The following is a 16,141-nucleotide window of genomic DNA, read 5'->3' on the forward strand; positions in this document are numbered from 1 at the left end:
ATTAATTACTAATTATTAATTTTTAATCTGCAACAATCCCTCACTATTGACCCTTCTATAGTCTATCGACGGTGGACTACTTTCTGCCTCCTTACCTTTCTGCCTTTCCCTTCTCACTACTACCTTCTCACCGCTACCCCCTAGCAACTCCCACTCAAGCCCTGCGCAAAACTTTTCTACACACTTTTAGCGTATCGCTTATTTTTGCGGCATTATATTAAACGAACCAAGCCAACTAGCGCTGAATGCGTTTAACAAACAATACGTAGAATGGATATAAATTTTAACCCCGATAAGCAGCACACGCTAAGCAGTTCTATCAGCATTAGCGGTACAGGCTTGCACACAGGTATTTTGGTAGATATGACGCTAAAGCCAGCTAATCCTGGCTTTGGTATACAGTTTCAACGTATTGACTTGCCAATGCAACCAATTATTAAGGCAGATTGCGACCTTGTTACCGATACTAGCCGTGGCACTACCCTACAAGTAGGCGATGCCAAGGTGAGCACTGTAGAACACGTACTAGCAGCGCTTGTGGGTATGGGTGTAGATAATGTATTAATAGAACTAAACGGCCCTGAAATACCTATCATGGATGGCAGTTCACAGCCATTTATAGAGCTAATAGCTAAAGGAGGCGTACTGGAGCAAGAAGCTGCAAAAGCGTGGTACAGCCTAGACGAAAACATATACCATTACGATGAAGGTAAGCGTGTAGAAATGGTGGCTTTGCCATCGGTAGATTACCAAATCACCACATTGATAGACTTTAATAGCCCCGTACTAGGTACACAGCACGCCGGCCTTAAAACCATGAAGGATTTTACCACAGAAATAGCACCGTGCCGCACCTTCTGCTTTTTACACGAGCTAGAAGCCTTACTAGACAACGACTTAATAAAAGGTGGTGATATTAACAACGCTATTGTGGTGGTAGATAAGCAAATTTCTGATGAAGAGATGAGCCGCCTTGCAAAAGTGTTTAAGCGAGATAAGATAGAAGTAAAAACTGAGGGCTACTTAAATAACCTTGAGTTACGCTTTCCTAACGAGCCTGCAAGACACAAGCTACTAGACGTGGTAGGCGACCTAGCACTGATAGGCTACCCTATAAAGGCTAGAATAATAGCCAACCGCCCTGGGCATAGCACCAATGTAGAGTTTGCACGTAAGATAAAGCAGTACATACGTAAAAACAAGCAACTGAAAGATGTACCTGTTTATGACCCTACTTTGCCGCCTGTATTTAATTTAGAAAAGATAGAAAAAACCTTACCGCATAGGTATCCTTTTTTACTAGTAGATAAAATAACAGAACTTACAGACAAGCATATTATTGGTATTAAGAATGTTACATTTAACGAATGGTTTTTTCAAGGCCATTTTCCAAACAATCCGGTAATGCCGGGTGTACTACAAATAGAAGCGCTAGCACAAACTGGTGGTATATTGTGCATTAACTCTATGCCAGAAGGCACTTACGATACCTATTTTTTAAAAATAGATAATTGTAAGTTTAAGCAAAAGGTAGTACCGGGCGATACGATGATATTAAAAATGGAACTGGTAGCACCTATACGTAGAGGCATTTGCGAGATGCACGGCACCGTATATGTAAATGGCAAAGTAGCTACCGAGGCGCTGCTTGTGGCGCAGGTAGTAAAAAGAAACTAAATTTTGCGAAAGTTAATATTTACCTAAAACGATTGCTGTATCAGTTAGTTTTCAATTGAAAATAAACTGCTACCAAGTAAGTTAAGGCGGTAGATACAAATTTGATGCAGCTAAAAAACTAATTTTGGCATCTTTTTACTACTAAGCACCCAACATGGAAATAGTAGTAGACATACCAAAACCAAAAACAAAGCGGATGACACATCCCTACACGTATATAGACCCTAACGCTAGAGTAGCTTCTAACGTTAAAATAGATCCATTTACCGTCATTCATGGTGACGTAATTATTGGTGAAGGCACTTGGATAGGCAGCAACGTAACCATTATGGAAGGTACTCGTATTGGCAAAAACTGTCGTATATTTCCTGGTGCAGTAATTGGTGCTATACCACAAGATTTAAAGTTTAGCGGTGAAAAAACCACTGTAGAAATAGGCGATAACACCACTATTCGTGAATGTGTAACCATAAACCGTGGTACAGAAGATAGAGGTAAAACCAAAGTAGGTAGCAATTGCTTGATAATGGCTTATTGCCACGTAGCACACGATTGTATTATAGGTGATAACTGTATATTAAGCAATAGTGTACAGTGTGCGGGGCACGTAGTAATTGGTGATTGGACCATTATTGGTGGTGTGAGTGCGGTACATCAGTTTGTACATATTGGTCAGCATGTATTTGTGGCTGGCGGTAGCTTGGTAAGTAAAGATGTACCACCGTATATTAAAGCTGTACGCAATCCACTTAGCTATGGTGGTGTAAATAGTGTAGGTCTTAAACGTAGAGGTTTTGAGTTGTCTCAAATTAATCACATATTAGACATCTATCGTATTATATATAATAAGGGGCTTAATACTTCACAAGCCATTGATTTTATTGAGGAAGAGTTAACCGCTAGCGATGAACGTGATGAAATTGTTACTTTTATTCGTGAAAGCGGTAGAGGTATTATTCGTAGATTTGGTAAAAGTGGTGGGGAGGAGGAATAGAGAGCGGTTGACAGTCCACAGACGATAGACCATAGTAGTGGGACGAAGGCAAAGAGGTAGAAAGAATTAGTAATTGCCAATTAATAATTAGTAATAAAAAACAATTTGAAAAAGCCGTGTCATTTAATTGTGATGCGGCTTTTTGTTTGGCATAGTAACTTATACTAAAAATTTATACAATTGCTAACGTTTGTGTTTAAAAAACTAGCCCGATAAGTAATAGAAACTGTTTAGTTTTACCGCATGTCTATTCAGGTAAATCATCTTACAAAGATTTACGGTACACAAAAAGCTGTAAATGATATCTCCTTCTCGGTAAATAAAGGCGAAATAGTTGGGTTTTTAGGCCCTAATGGTGCTGGTAAAAGCACAACCATGAAAATGCTTACGGGCTACTTAGAACCTACAAATGGCAGCTTACAAATATGTGGCTTAGATGTATCGACCAACTTAATAGTTATTAAGAAAAAAATAGGCTATCTGCCTGAAGCGAATCCTTTGTACTTTGACATGTACGTGAAGGAATACTTGGCTTTTATAGGTGGTGTACATCAAGTTACTAATTTACAATTTGAAGTTAAAAGAGCCATAGAACTAACAGGATTAACACTAGAAAGTAAAAAGAAAATTGGTCAATTATCTAAAGGGTACAAACAACGTGTAGGCCTTGCTGCTGCTTTAATTCATAGCCCTGAAGTACTGATACTAGATGAACCTACAAGTGGCCTTGACCCCAACCAAATAATAGAAATACGCAACGTGATAAAGGCGCAAGGTGCTGACAAAACGGTATTGTTTTCGTCGCATATATTGCAAGAAGTAGAAGCTATTTGTGATAGAATCATTATCATTAACAAAGGTGAAATAGTAGCTGATGATGTATTAAGTAACCTAACAAATAGGCAAGCTAGCAATACCATCACACTAGAGTTACAAGAAACAGTAGCGCTAGATGTATTTGCCAATTTGCAACCAAAACAGTTAAGTGGTACAAAATGGGCATTTACAACTACTAATGCAGATGCAACAAGAAAACAATTGATGGAAATAGTATTACATCATCAACTAAATATGGTATCGCTGAATAATGATAGTTCTACCAACTTAGAGGATGTGTTTAGGAATTTAACGGCAAAAAAATAATGCTTACTTTTACGGCAACGATTGCACACGAGATATGATGCAAAGAGAACAGAACGTACAAGTGTGCGACGCAACGAAGCCTAATTGAAAAACAAATGCTGAGAACCAAATAAAAATAATTTAATACAACACAACAAAAAGCAACAAAAACTATGAGTTACATTATCGAAGTTCATGCACGTCAGATATTAGATAGCCGTGGTAACCCTACTGTAGAAGTAGATGTTACTACCGATGACGGTGCACTAGGCCGTGCAGCAGTACCAAGTGGTGCTAGTACTGGTATTCACGAAGCAGTAGAATTACGTGATAACGATAAAAGTGTGTACGTAGGTAAAGGCGTATTACAAGCAGTAAAAAATGTAAATGAAGTGATTGCAGAAGCTTTAACTGGCTTTGATGTAACACAACAAGCAGCTATTGATGCTGCCATGATAGAACTTGATGGCACTAGTAATAAAGGTAAATTAGGTGCAAATGCAATGCTTGCAGTAAGTATGGCTGTTGCTAAAGCTGCTGCTGAAGAAGCTGGTACACCTTTGTACCGCTACATTGGTGGTACTAATGCACGTACATTGCCTATTCCTATGATGAACATCTTAAACGGTGGTGCACATGCGGATAATAAAATTGACTTTCAAGAATTTATGGTAATGCCTGTAGGCGCCTCTTCTTTTAGCGAAGGTTTACGTTGGGGTGTTGAAATTTTCCACACATTAAAAGGTGTATTGAAGAAAAAAGGCTATAGCACTAACGTAGGTGATGAAGGTGGTTTTGCACCAAATATTCAAAGCAACGAAGAAGCGATAGAAACTGTACTAGAAGCTATTACTGCTGCTGGTTACAAACTAGGTAGCGAAGTAGCGATAGCTATGGATGCTGCTAATAGCGAGCTATGGAAAGCTGATAAAAACAAATACGTGTTTCACAAAAGCAGTGGTAAAGAGATGAGCAGCGATGAGCTAGTGAAATTCTGGGAAAGCTGGGTGAACCAATATCCTATCATTTCTATTGAAGATGGTATGGCTGAAGACGACTGGAACGGTTGGAAAGCTTTAACCCAAGCAGTTGGTAGCAAATGCCAATTAGTAGGTGACGATTTATTTGTAACCAATGTATTACGCTTACAAGAAGGTATAGATAAAGGTATTGCAAATGGCTTGCTAGTAAAAGTGAACCAAATTGGTACAGTTACTGAAACTATTAACGCTGTAACATTGGCACAACACAATGGCTACAACACTATTATGAGCCATAGAAGTGGTGAAACAGAAGATGTAACTATTGCAGACCTTGCTGTGGCATTGAACTGTGGTCAAATTAAAACTGGTTCGGCTAGCCGTACTGACCGTATAGCTAAATACAACCAATTAATTCGTATTGAGGAAGAACTAGGTAGTACTGGTATTTACCCAAGCGGAAAAATTAAGTTTGGTAAATAAACCGCTGAACAATAATAACCGCTGATTAATGATGATAGTGTGATATACCATGATATTCAATCATAACACATCATCGAATCATTTTTAATCAGCGGTTTCTTTTTCATAAATCATCATAGCTACATCATTCAATCATCGTTAATCAGCGGTTATTTATGAAGCAAATCATCCCAATAGTTACCAATAAATATTTACTAGCCATCGTATTTTTTGCGGTGTGGATGTGCTTTTTTGACCAACGCGATATATTCAATACCCTAGAGCAAAAACAAAAATTAAAGGCCTTAGAAGCTAAAAAGCACTATTACCAAACGGAAATAGAAAAAGCGAAACAAGACCTTGACAACCTACAAAACAGCCCTGCAGCCCTAGAAAAATTTGCTCGAGAGAAATACTTGATGAAGAAAGACGGTGAGGATATTTTCATTATAGAAGATACTGCCGCCACTAAAAAATCCTAACTATCACAATAAAACATTGTACTGCTCGTTTTTATAATATCCCGCCCCTACCGAAGCAGTTATTGTTTCACACAATCATGTTTATTTGACTATGCAAAAATTTTCACAGGAACAACTAATGCAGTACCTGTATGGGGAAGCCTCGCCAATACTTAAACTTGCCATAGATACTGCTATGAAAGAGGATGTTGATTTGCAAAAAGAAATCAAAACTTTGCAACGCACTATCAAGCAATTAGACAAGCTTGAACAACAATCGCCTAGCCAGAAATCTATTGACGCCATACTTAACTACGCCAAGCAAACTCAAAAAAAAAAGTAGTTTCGGCAATTTTGCCCATGTTTTAGTTTACTCGTATTAATGCATTTATCAACAAAGCGTTAATAAATGATGAATAGTGATGTTTGTATTGTATTATTATTCATCTTAGATTGAGTAAACTTTATTGCCCATGAGGGAAAATCCTTACCACGAAGACAGAGAAGAACTAGAAGCGCTTTTAAGGCAATACCAAAACCTTAAAACAGGACGTAGTCATGCCTTTATAGAGGAAGATGATTTTGACAGAATCATAGACCATTACGATGAGAAAGATGATTTTGCCGAAGCATTGATAGCTGCTGAATGTGGCCTAGAGCAATTTCCTTATTCATCGCACTTAATGATACGCAAGGCAGATGTGTTGCTAGCGCTACGCAAATACCACGAAGCACTTGAAACCCTTGAAAATGCTGAACTGTATGATAGTACAGACATCAACTTATTCATACTGAAAACCGATGTATACCTAGCTTTAGATCAGCAGGATAAAGCTGTAGAAATATTAGTAGCAGCCTTAGAACAATTTGAAGGTGAAGAGCGCTTAGAACTATTGTTTGAGCTTGCTGATGTGTACGATGACTACGAAGAATTTGACAAGGTATTTGACTGCCTAAAACTGATACTTGAAGAAGACCCAAACAATGAAGAAGCGCTTTATAAAATTTGCTTCTGGACCGACTTTACTGGCCGTAACGAAGAAGGCATACAGTTACACCAAAAAATAATAGACGAGTTTCCTTACAATGAAATTGCTTGGTTTAACCTAGCAGCCGCCTACCAAGGGCTTAAGCTGTACGAAAAAGCTGTAGATGCGTATCAATATGCCATAGTAATAGAAGAGAAATTTGACTACGCGTATCGTAATATGGGCGACGCTTATTTGCGCTTGCGCAAATACAAAGAAGCCATAGAAGCATTAGAGAAAGTACTTGAACTATCTCGCCCAGAAGATGTGATTTACGAAGCGATAGGCCACTGCTACCACCGCATGGGCAACTTTGCACAAGCACGTTTTAACTATAGAAAAGCCACACATTTAAACCCAGATGATAGCCGCCTGCAATACAAAGTAGCCGTTACTTACATGCTAGAAGAGCAATGGCAACAAGCTACTAAGCACTTAGAAAATGCCATGCGCATTCACCGTGCTGTGGCAGATTATAACCTAGCTATGGGCGAATGTATGATGCACTTAAACCGCATCAAAGAGGCCATACAGTACTTTGGTAATGTAGTGCGCAACAAACCTAAAAATCAAGCGGGTTGGGAAGCTTTAATACGCTGCCTTATAAAAGCCGACTACCTTGAAGAAGCCCTTGAACACTGCTTGCTAGCCATTACAGCAACTGTAAACAAGCCTATTTTTATTTTCTACTATAGTGCTACATTGTTTCAGCTAGGCAAAAGTAAAGAGGCATTGTTGCAGCTAGAAAAAGGCATGGAAATAGCACCTAAACACTTGAAAAAGTTTATAGAATTGAACCCATCTATTTTACAAAACAACCAAGTGGTAGAATTGGTAGCTAGGTATAAAAAAGGTAGGAAGCATTAGGGCATTTACTACAAATAGGAAGTATTTTTTGTAACCAGCAGTTGCAGTACTATGTAACATTTGTTGCGTCGCACACTGGAGCGCTTAGTACTTCATTGAGCTTTATTGAAGCGAAGGTTTTTTAACAGATAGCTTTTGTAGCTAGGCAACTAGAAACCATAGAAATGAAAAGGATTTTTATTTCCCCACTACTTCAGCAATCATAGCGGCTACTCTTTCGCCATCCATAGCAGCACTTACAATGCCGCCTGCATAGCCTGCACCTTCGCCACAAGGGTATAAATTGGCTATTTGTGGGTGCTGTAAGGTAGTGGCATCTCGTGGTATGCGTACCGGTGAAGAGGTTCTGCTTTCGGTAGCTACTACCACTGCCTCATTGGTATAATAGCCTTTCATTTTTTTGCTAAAAGCTTTAAAGCCTTCTTGCAATGTTTTATTAATAAATGGTGGCAATACATCAGCAATACTTACTGAACTAAGCCCGGGTAAATAACTATTATCTGGTAAAGAAGCTGAGACGGTATTGTTACAAAAGTCTACCATACGCTGTGCTGGTGCTACAAACTTGCCGCCACCAACAGTGTAGGCTTGTGCCTCTATTGCTTGTTGGAAATGCATTAACGTTAAAGGGGAAAAGTGAGATGTGAAATTGTTATGCGCTGATGATTTTTCACCTCTCACCTTTCTCGTTTCACTATCAAAATATTTTACTGCATCTTCTAATTCTACACTTACCACCATACCGCTATTGGCATACGGATTATTACGTTTACTGGGGCTCCAACCATTTACCACTAATTCATTAGGATTGGTAGCTGCTGGCGCAATAATACCACCTGGGCACATACAAAAACTAAACACCCCTCTACCATTTACTTGTTCTACCAAACTATAAGATGAAGGCGGCAATGCATCGCCTCTTGTAACGCAATGGTATTGTATGCTATCAATAATTTGTTGTGGATGTTCAATACGTACACCAAGTGCAAAAGGCTTGGCTTCTATAAGTATATTCTTTGTGTGTAGTAGCTCAAAAATATCTCTGGCTGAGTGACCTGTAGCTAGTATCACCGCATCTGAATGAAAGTTATTGCCAGCTTGCGTAGTAACGCCTTTAAGCACATTATTTTCAACAATAAAGTCGGTTACTTTTTGCTCAAATAAAAACTGCCCGCCGTGGCCTATAATGGCTTCACGCATAGCAGTGATAATTTGCGGCAGTTTATTGGTGCCAATATGTGGATGCGCCTCAAACAATATTTTTTCTTCGGCACCAAACTGTACAAATAGGTTTAAGATGCGGTTAATGTCGCCACGTTTATTGCTACGTGTGTACAATTTGCCATCGCTATAAGTACCTGCACCACCCTCGCCAAAACAGTAGTTGCTTTCTGGGTTTACAATACCTTCCTTATTAAGCGCAGCAAGGTCTCTACGTCTTGCACGTACATCTTTACCACGTTCGAGAATAATTGGCTGAATACCAAGTTCTATCAATTTAAGCGCAGCAAATAAACCCGCAGGGCCAGCACCAATTATGATTACTTTTTTATTGGCGTTAGCAACCTCTTTCAACTGAACAGTATTGATATTGCGCTGCGCAAATGGTTCATCAACGAAAGCATTAACGGTAACATTTATCCAAACTTGCTGCCTACTTCTTGCATCAATAGATTGCTTGAGTTTGTGAAAGCCAGTAACGCTATCACTTGGCTTACCTAGCGACTGAGCGATGTAATCTTTTATAACAGCATCATCTAAAGCTTCGGCAGGCTTTAGTTTTAGAGAGAGTTGTTGTATCACTGATTGAAATGATTGAAATGAACAAAATGATTAAAAAGAGACTGATTTAAAATTATTCGCAAATCATCATTGCATCATTCAAATCATTTAAATCAGTAGTTTAGAAGGGTAAATCATCAACACCATCATCGCCTGTAGGTGGTATATCGTTGTAATTAACTTCAGCAGCGGCACTTGCTTCTGGGCCACCTAGTTTTACAGCCTCAATACGCCATGCGTCTAAATTAGTAATGTAGTTATCTACACCACTTTTGTTCCATTTAGTGCCTTTAATGTTAAACTGCACTTTTATATCGTCACCAATATTGTATCTATCAAGCATGGCAGTTTTGTCTTGTACACTTTGAAATTTAACGTAGTTAGTAATTACTCTACCGCCAATATCTTCACTTTTCTCAATTACAAATTCTCGGGTTTTAAAGGTTTCGGTACGCTGCACGGTATCGTATTTCGCAATCAGTTTTCCCGTAATTTCATAACTCATGATGGATAAATTTTATGCAGCAAATGTAACGATTTGGCATTGAGGCTTGGCATCAAAAAAATAATTATCGGGTGTATAAAAATTGTATCTTCCATTTTCACAAGTTATTTTATGAAGTATCGGTTTGTTCATACATTTATTATCTCAATCGCTTGTACCTCAATCATTTGGTCGCAAAAATTAACGGTTAGTTATGGCAACTACCCTGTTAAAAGTAGCATTGTAGCAGATTCTTCAATTACCAAACTATTAGCCACTTACAAAGACAGCATTAATAAAACGATGAACACTGTGATTGGTTTTTCAACCGAAGGGCTTACCAAGAAGCAACCAGAAAGTGGCTTAGGTAACTTTATGACAGATGCCATGCGATTAATGGGCGAAAAACAATTTAAAAAACACGTGCATGCAGCCTTTATAAATTATGGTGGTGTGCGCTCTTATTTACCCAAAGGCGATATTACTGTGGGCAAAATGTTTGAGCTAATGCCATTTGAAAATGTAGTGGTGTTACAAGATGTTAAAGGCGATAGTTTACAAAGCTTTTTAAATGCTATTGCAGAAAGAAATGGCTGGCCAATAAGTGGCATCACTTTTGGCATAAAAGATAAAAAAGCAATCAATGTAATGGTAGAAGGTAAGCCTTTAGATACCACTGCTACTTATACCATTGCAAACTCTGATTATATAGCAAATGGTGGTGATGATATAAAAATGTTAAAACCTTTTCCACAAAAAAATATTGGCTACCTATTACGTGATGCCCTAATTGCTTATGCGCAATGGCTTACGGAAAAAGGACAATCAGTAGATGCAAAAACAGAAAAAAGAATTGTGTATGCCCGTTAATAGAAGACAATTTTTACAGCAATCTGCACTAGCAAGCGGTGCTATTATTGCATCGGTAAATGGTGTAACAGCAAATACACCAACTGCTGCCAAAGAAAGTGAAACCATTACCATTTTACACACCAATGATGTGCATAGCAGGCTTGAACCTTTTCCTATGGATGGCAGTAAAAACGCTGGTTTAGGTGGTGTGGCTACAAGGGCTGCTATTATTAACCAAATACGCTTAGAAACGGATAATGTACTACTGCTAGATGCAGGTGATATTTTTGAAGGCACGCCCTACTTTAATATTTATAAAGGCGAGCCAGAAATGAAAGCCATGAGCATGATGCAATACGATGCAGCCACTATGGGTAATCACGATTTTGCAGCAGGTATTGATAATTTTGCCAATCAACTACAACATGCCAATTTTCCTATACTGCTTTGCAACTACGATTTGAGCAACACAGCTATGGCTAGTAAACACTTGCCCTATACCATCATTGAGAAAAAAGGAATTAAAGTAGGTATAACAGGCGTAGGTATTGAGTTACAAGGTTTGGTACCAGAAAATTTATATGGCAATACCATTTACAAAGACCCTATAGAAAGTGTGAATACAACTACCAATATATTAAAGCAAGCAGGTTGCGATATGATTATTTGCCTATCGCATCTTGGCGATAAATATGACGATAATAAAGTGAGCGATGAATTACTTGCAAAAGGATGTTATGACCTTGATTTAATAATTGGCGGCCATACACATCGTTTTTTTAGCGAACCACGTAAGTACACGAATAGAAATGGGGGTGATACTTTGGTGAATCAGGTGGGTTGGGGCGGCTTAAGTTTGGGTAGATTGGACTATAAATTTGAGAGCCGAAAAAATAAAAAACTCTTGAAAGCCAATACTGTATTAATGGAGAGAAAAACAAGAGAATAAAAAATTTTTTTTTCAACATAAAGTATACATATTCGCAGCCCTGTATAACTTTTTTGCAGCGGAAAAGTTGCAAACACTTATGCACGATAACCTGAGAGAAAACCATCTTAACTAACTATATAAATTGATTAACTAACATGGCGAACATTGTTGCGAAAACCGCAGAAAGTGTATGGAGCAATTGCTTGAAGATTATCAAAGACATTGTGGAATGGCAGCACTTTAAAACGTGGTTTGAACCAATAACACCTGTAGAGATAAAAGGTAATGTATTGATGATTCAAGTACCAAGTCAGTTTTTTTATGAGTACCTTGAAGAGCATTATGTAAACCTTTTGGCTAAAACTTTAAAACGTGAATTAGGCAAGGATGCTCGCTTAGAATACCGCATTATGGTAGATAGTGGCAATGGCCGTAATGGTAGCATGGATATACCTGCAAGCAACCAAAAAACGTTTAGCCACAACGAAATGAATTTTCCATTGGTAATAGACAATCCAGTAAAAAATCCATTTGTAATACCTGGTTTAAAGAAAATGCAAATAGACCCGCAATTGAACCATAATTACACATTTGATAGTTATGTAGAAGGCGATAGCAACCGTGTGGCAAGACGTGCGGGCAAAACCGTAGCAGAGAAACCAGGTGCTAATTCATTTAACCCACTTGTAATTTATGGTGGTGTAGGTTTAGGTAAAACACACCTTGGTCAAGCAATAGGTAACGAGGTTAAAAGATTACATCCTAACAAGGTGGTATTGTACGTGAGCAGCGAGAAATTTATCAATCAATTTCAAGACCACAGCCGTAACAATGCTATCAACGATTTTATCCACTTTTATCAGTTGATAGATGTATTGATTATTGATGATGTACAATTTTTTGCTCGTGCTGAAAAAAGCCAAGATGCATTCTTTGCTATCTTCAATCACTTGCACCAAAGCGGCAAACAATTGGTACTAACAAGCGACAAGGCACCAAAAGATTTGGATGGCCTACAAGAGCGCTTATTAAGCCGTTTTCGCTGGGGTTTAAGTGCAGACATTCAATTGCCTGACTACGAAACAAGGATAGAGATATTAGAGCGCAAAATGAAGAATGATGGCCTTGACATGAGCAAGGAAGTGGTAAAATATGTTGCTTATAATATTAACACCAATGTACGTGAACTTGAAGGCGCTTTAATTTCACTATTAGCACAATCATCGCTTAATAGAAAAGAAATAGACCTTGAATTGGCGAAAAAAGTATTGCGCAATTTTGTTAAAACGAGCAGTAAAGAAATTACCATTGATGCCATCCAAAAGATGGTGTGCGAATACTTTGCAGTTAGCTATGATAAATTGCTACAAAAAACACGTAAACGTGAAATAGTACAAGCTCGTCAAATAACGATGTACTTGGCCAAAGCTTTTACCAAAAACTCACTTAAAACCATTGGTGAGCATTTTGGTGGTAGAGATCATACTACAGTCATTCACTCTTGTCAAACTGTAAAAGATTTGATGGATACTGATTCTATTTTCCGCGAAAATGTAATGGAACTAACACAAAAAGTACAACTTGCAGCAATGTAATATTTAAATAGTTGTTTAGAAAAGCTCAAAATCAGTCTAGGATTTTGAGCTTTTTTATTGCATTACCAAAAAACCATAGCCAGTCGACCATTCAGGCCGCAAATGTCAAAACAATCGCTTTAACGAGTTAGTTTGTGGTTTTTCTTAAGAAGATTGTGTATGGAAAATATATTTTCCAAAAACTCAAATTTTGTTTTGGCATTTAAAAATCAGCTCTCTATATTTGCAGCCCTTTCATACGAATGAGAGAAAGGAGGTGAGGTGGATGAGTGGCTGAAATCAGTAGTTTGCTAAACTGCCGTACGGGTTAAACTGTACCAAGGGTTCGAATCCCTTCCTCACCGCTGAGGTTTAGCAAAACCACAATCGGGAAGTAGCGCAGGCCGGTAGCGCACCTGGTTTGGGACCAGGGGGTCGCAGGTTCGAATCCTGTCTTCCCGACATCTAAAAGTCGTCTAATAATTAGACGACTTTTTTTATGGAGTAATTTAATAAAGAGGTGTGGGTGCTAAAATTGGCTGAAGTTTCCCCTACTACTTTTTATTAAAGTTGTGATTCACTTAAAATCTATAAATCATTTTTGCCTAGCATCTGAATCTTTTCTAAAAAGATGGCTTTGCTGTAAGAACTCAACAAGATGCGTTAAATACGCCTTACGAGTGTAAGAAACCCAAAGCACCCTACGGAAGCCATTGCTCGCCAACGAGCAATGGCTTCCGTAGGGCGAAAAGGAGCTTCCTTGTTGCGAACCATTGCTTCCATAGGGTGAAAAGAAGCTTCCATAGGGCGAGCAGTTGCAACCTCATGCCGCAATGCACTCACCATAGTTTGCGAGGTGGTAACCCTAGTGGTTATACTCGCTTTAAGCCCAATAAAGTTATAACCGATGCAGTGAGGTACTTCTCAAACTCAGTATAAATTCACAACAGGCGTTAAGTAGAAATACCGAACGCCTGTTACATCAATTATTTAAAACACAATGTCGTAGGTTTTTTCTTCGTCTTTACGTTTAATAGTAAGCTTGGTGGCATTGCCTTTTTTAAACTTACTAAGCGTTTGCATGTAGCTATTTACATCTACAAATTTGTAGTCGCCTAGTTGCAACAACACATCGCCTGCTTGCAGGCCAATGCGCTCGGCTAGCTTGCCTGGGCTTACGCCATCTATGCGAACACCTGTGCCACTGTAGCCATAATCTGGTATTACACCAAGGCTTACGCTAAAGCTTGCACGACCCATTTGTGGCTCGGTGGTTTTGGTAAATGTTAGCTTGCCTTTAGCATCGGTGGTTTGTATTAAGCGATATATGTATTGCACTATTTGACGCTCACCATCGTAGTTAATTTTGTCCCAATCATCGGTGGCTTTGTGATAGTCTGGATGGCTACCTGTGAAGAAGAATAACACAGGCATATTTGCACGGTAAAAACTTGCATGATCGCTAGGGCCGCTACCAGTGCTATCGAATTTAAGTACCAAAGTTTTATTGGTAGTGGTTTCAAAAACATTGCCCCATACAGGTGAAGTGCCATAACCACCAACGGTAAGCTTGTGAGCAGTATCGTAACGGCCTACCATATCCATATTAATCATATAGTTGGCAGTGATATTGGTGGTGGGATGTTCTAGCCAATACTTGCTGCCAAATAAGCCTAATTCTTCGCCACTAAAATGCAGAATTAAGTAGTTATTGTTTTTAGGTGATGATTGGTGCAATTGCTTAGCTAGCTCTATTAAAGCGGCTGTACCACTTGCATTATCATCTGCACCATTATGAATAACGTGACCAGTATCTAAGGCATTTTTATCTTCATTATAACCAAGATGGTCGTAATGCGCACCAAGAATAACGGTGGTAGTAGCATTGTTGTTTATAAAAGCAGCTACGTTGTGTGCAGTTCGTATTTTCTCGCTCATGCTTACGGTAGCAGCAATACTTTGAGTTGCTGAATGATCTGCAAAAGCTTTGGCCAAACCATCTTTGGTAATATAAATAACAGGAATTTTGGCAGCGGCAGATTTATCGTTTTTATTAAACTGAATATTATCTACAGCAGATGAACTGTTATAAATAAATAAGGCTGTAGCGCCTTTTGCAGCGGCTTTGTTGGCATCTTTTTTAATGGCTTCGTCTATATCGTAATGAGGATTGCCTGCATTGTCTTCTAGCCATTCTTTTACATCTCTAAACCAAGGATTACCGGCCTCGTTAAGTGATAAAGCAGCAGAACCTTTAATGCTAGTAATAGCGCTGTAGCTTAAAGGAAAGAAATCTTTTAGAACAGTGAGGCTTTTATTATTAACCACCAATTTGGTAGTAGCATCTATTTGCCTGCCTTCGTTAATGGTAAATTCTTGTATGTAGCCATTTGTGCCTTTTGGCTCTAAACCCGCCTGTTGATATTGATTGATAATGTATTGCATCGCTAATTTTTCGCCTTCCGTACCTGTTCTGCGGCCTTCTAGTTTATCGTCAGCTAAATATTGAACATGCGCTTGTAGGTTGCTAATTAAAGTTTCGTTGGCTTTTTGCTCAGCAGCAATAGCCATTTTTAATTGCTTCTTTTTGCTTTGTGCGCTAGCAAGCATTGGCAAAAGGCAGACAACAATAACAATGTGCTTCATATAGTTTGATTGTGCTGCAAAGTAATAATAGCAACATGATGTATGGCTTAATTATTTGGTAATTATTTATACTAATCGCTACAAAAGGGCTTTGTAGCGATATTTTTTTCTGTAAAATACCTTTTTTAGTGTCCATTTGAATTTAAAAATAGTTTACTATGAGTGACGTTTTGAAGATTTTAGAAAAAATCTCAAAATTTTTTTAAAATTTTTTTTCGAAGCTAAAGTGTTGATAATCAATAAATATAGTTCTATGCTAAAGCACATTACTAAAAAATAAC

At 38.4% G+C, this 16,141-nt stretch carries 13 protein-coding genes and 2 tRNA genes; 12 read left to right on the top strand and 3 right to left on the bottom strand.

The genetic code is table 11. The features are described from left to right. Positions 1-270: 270 nt before the first annotated feature. From ACT9TX_RS13080 to ACT9TX_RS13110, 7 genes are all read left to right on the top strand, one after another. Entirely contained in the window at positions 271-1,677 is a 1,407-nt protein-coding gene (locus tag ACT9TX_RS13080) for a bifunctional UDP-3-O-[3-hydroxymyristoyl] N-acetylglucosamine deacetylase/3-hydroxyacyl-ACP dehydratase (protein ID WP_481338797.1), read from the top strand. 154 nt (positions 1,678-1,831) lie between these two features. Then, complete coding sequence (gene lpxA / locus ACT9TX_RS13085) at positions 1,832-2,671, top strand: acyl-ACP--UDP-N-acetylglucosamine O-acyltransferase (protein WP_481338799.1); 840 nt, start codon at positions 1,832-1,834, stop codon at positions 2,669-2,671. 243 nt (positions 2,672-2,914) lie between these two features. Beyond that, a complete protein-coding gene (gene gldA / locus ACT9TX_RS13090) occupies positions 2,915-3,814 on the top strand; it encodes a gliding motility-associated ABC transporter ATP-binding subunit GldA (RefSeq protein WP_481338801.1) in 900 nt (299 codons plus the stop codon). Positions 3,815-3,966: 152 nt separating this feature from the next. Continuing rightward, the gene (gene eno, locus ACT9TX_RS13095; RefSeq protein ID WP_481338803.1) at positions 3,967-5,256 is read left to right on the top strand and encodes a phosphopyruvate hydratase; all 1,290 of its coding nucleotides are present in this window, start codon (positions 3,967-3,969) and stop codon (positions 5,254-5,256) included. 155 nt (positions 5,257-5,411) lie between these two features. Beyond that, on the top strand, positions 5,412-5,717 hold the full coding sequence (locus ACT9TX_RS13100) for an FtsB family cell division protein (protein ID WP_481338805.1): 306 nt from the start codon (positions 5,412-5,414) through the stop codon (positions 5,715-5,717). 91 nt (positions 5,718-5,808) lie between these two features. Further along, positions 5,809-6,039 (top strand): hypothetical protein, encoded by a 231-nt coding sequence (locus ACT9TX_RS13105; protein ID WP_481338807.1) that lies wholly within the window; start codon positions 5,809-5,811, stop codon positions 6,037-6,039. Positions 6,040-6,169: 130 nt separating this feature from the next. After that, positions 6,170-7,591 (top strand): tetratricopeptide repeat protein, encoded by a 1,422-nt coding sequence (locus tag ACT9TX_RS13110; protein ID WP_481338809.1) that lies wholly within the window; start codon positions 6,170-6,172, stop codon positions 7,589-7,591. A 177-nt stretch (positions 7,592-7,768) separates the two neighbouring features. Here the strand turns inward: ACT9TX_RS13110 and ACT9TX_RS13115 are convergent, their stop codons facing one another. Both ACT9TX_RS13115 and ACT9TX_RS13120 read right to left on the bottom strand, forming a co-directional pair. Beyond that, positions 7,769-9,394 (bottom strand): NAD(P)/FAD-dependent oxidoreductase, encoded by a 1,626-nt coding sequence (locus tag ACT9TX_RS13115; protein WP_481338810.1) that lies wholly within the window; start codon positions 9,392-9,394, stop codon positions 7,769-7,771. A gap of 100 nt (positions 9,395-9,494) precedes the next feature. Further along, positions 9,495-9,878 (bottom strand): DUF3127 domain-containing protein, encoded by a 384-nt coding sequence (locus ACT9TX_RS13120; RefSeq protein ID WP_481338811.1) that lies wholly within the window; start codon positions 9,876-9,878, stop codon positions 9,495-9,497. A gap of 111 nt (positions 9,879-9,989) precedes the next feature. Here ACT9TX_RS13120 and ACT9TX_RS13125 point away from each other — a divergent pair, with 111 nt between their 5' ends. From ACT9TX_RS13125 to ACT9TX_RS13145, 5 genes are all read left to right on the top strand, one after another. Then, entirely contained in the window at positions 9,990-10,727 is a 738-nt protein-coding gene (locus ACT9TX_RS13125) for a 5'-nucleotidase C-terminal domain-containing protein (RefSeq protein ID WP_481338813.1), read from the top strand. Further along, positions 10,717-11,658: a bifunctional metallophosphatase/5'-nucleotidase gene (locus ACT9TX_RS13130; RefSeq protein ID WP_481338815.1), complete on the top strand. Its 942-nt coding sequence runs from the start codon at positions 10,717-10,719 to the stop codon at positions 11,656-11,658. The genes ACT9TX_RS13125 and ACT9TX_RS13130 overlap by 11 nt, the downstream gene beginning before the upstream one ends. Positions 11,659-11,795: 137 nt before the next feature. Further along, complete coding sequence (gene dnaA, locus ACT9TX_RS13135) at positions 11,796-13,235, top strand: chromosomal replication initiator protein DnaA (RefSeq protein ID WP_481338817.1); 1,440 nt, start codon at positions 11,796-11,798, stop codon at positions 13,233-13,235. A 255-nt stretch (positions 13,236-13,490) separates the two neighbouring features. Beyond that, positions 13,491-13,579: transfer RNA gene (locus ACT9TX_RS13140), tRNA-Ser, on the top strand. A 23-nt stretch (positions 13,580-13,602) separates the two neighbouring features. Further along, a tRNA-Pro gene (locus tag ACT9TX_RS13145) sits at positions 13,603-13,676 on the top strand. Positions 13,677-14,204: 528 nt separating this feature from the next. On the opposite strand, the gene ACT9TX_RS13150 is transcribed toward ACT9TX_RS13145, so the two are convergent. Further along, positions 14,205-15,860: a M20/M25/M40 family metallo-hydrolase gene (locus ACT9TX_RS13150; RefSeq protein WP_481338819.1), complete on the bottom strand. Its 1,656-nt coding sequence runs from the start codon at positions 15,858-15,860 to the stop codon at positions 14,205-14,207. Positions 15,861-16,141 lie beyond the last annotated feature (281 nt).

Source organism: Parasediminibacterium sp. HNIBRBA5674, assembly GCF_056745525.1.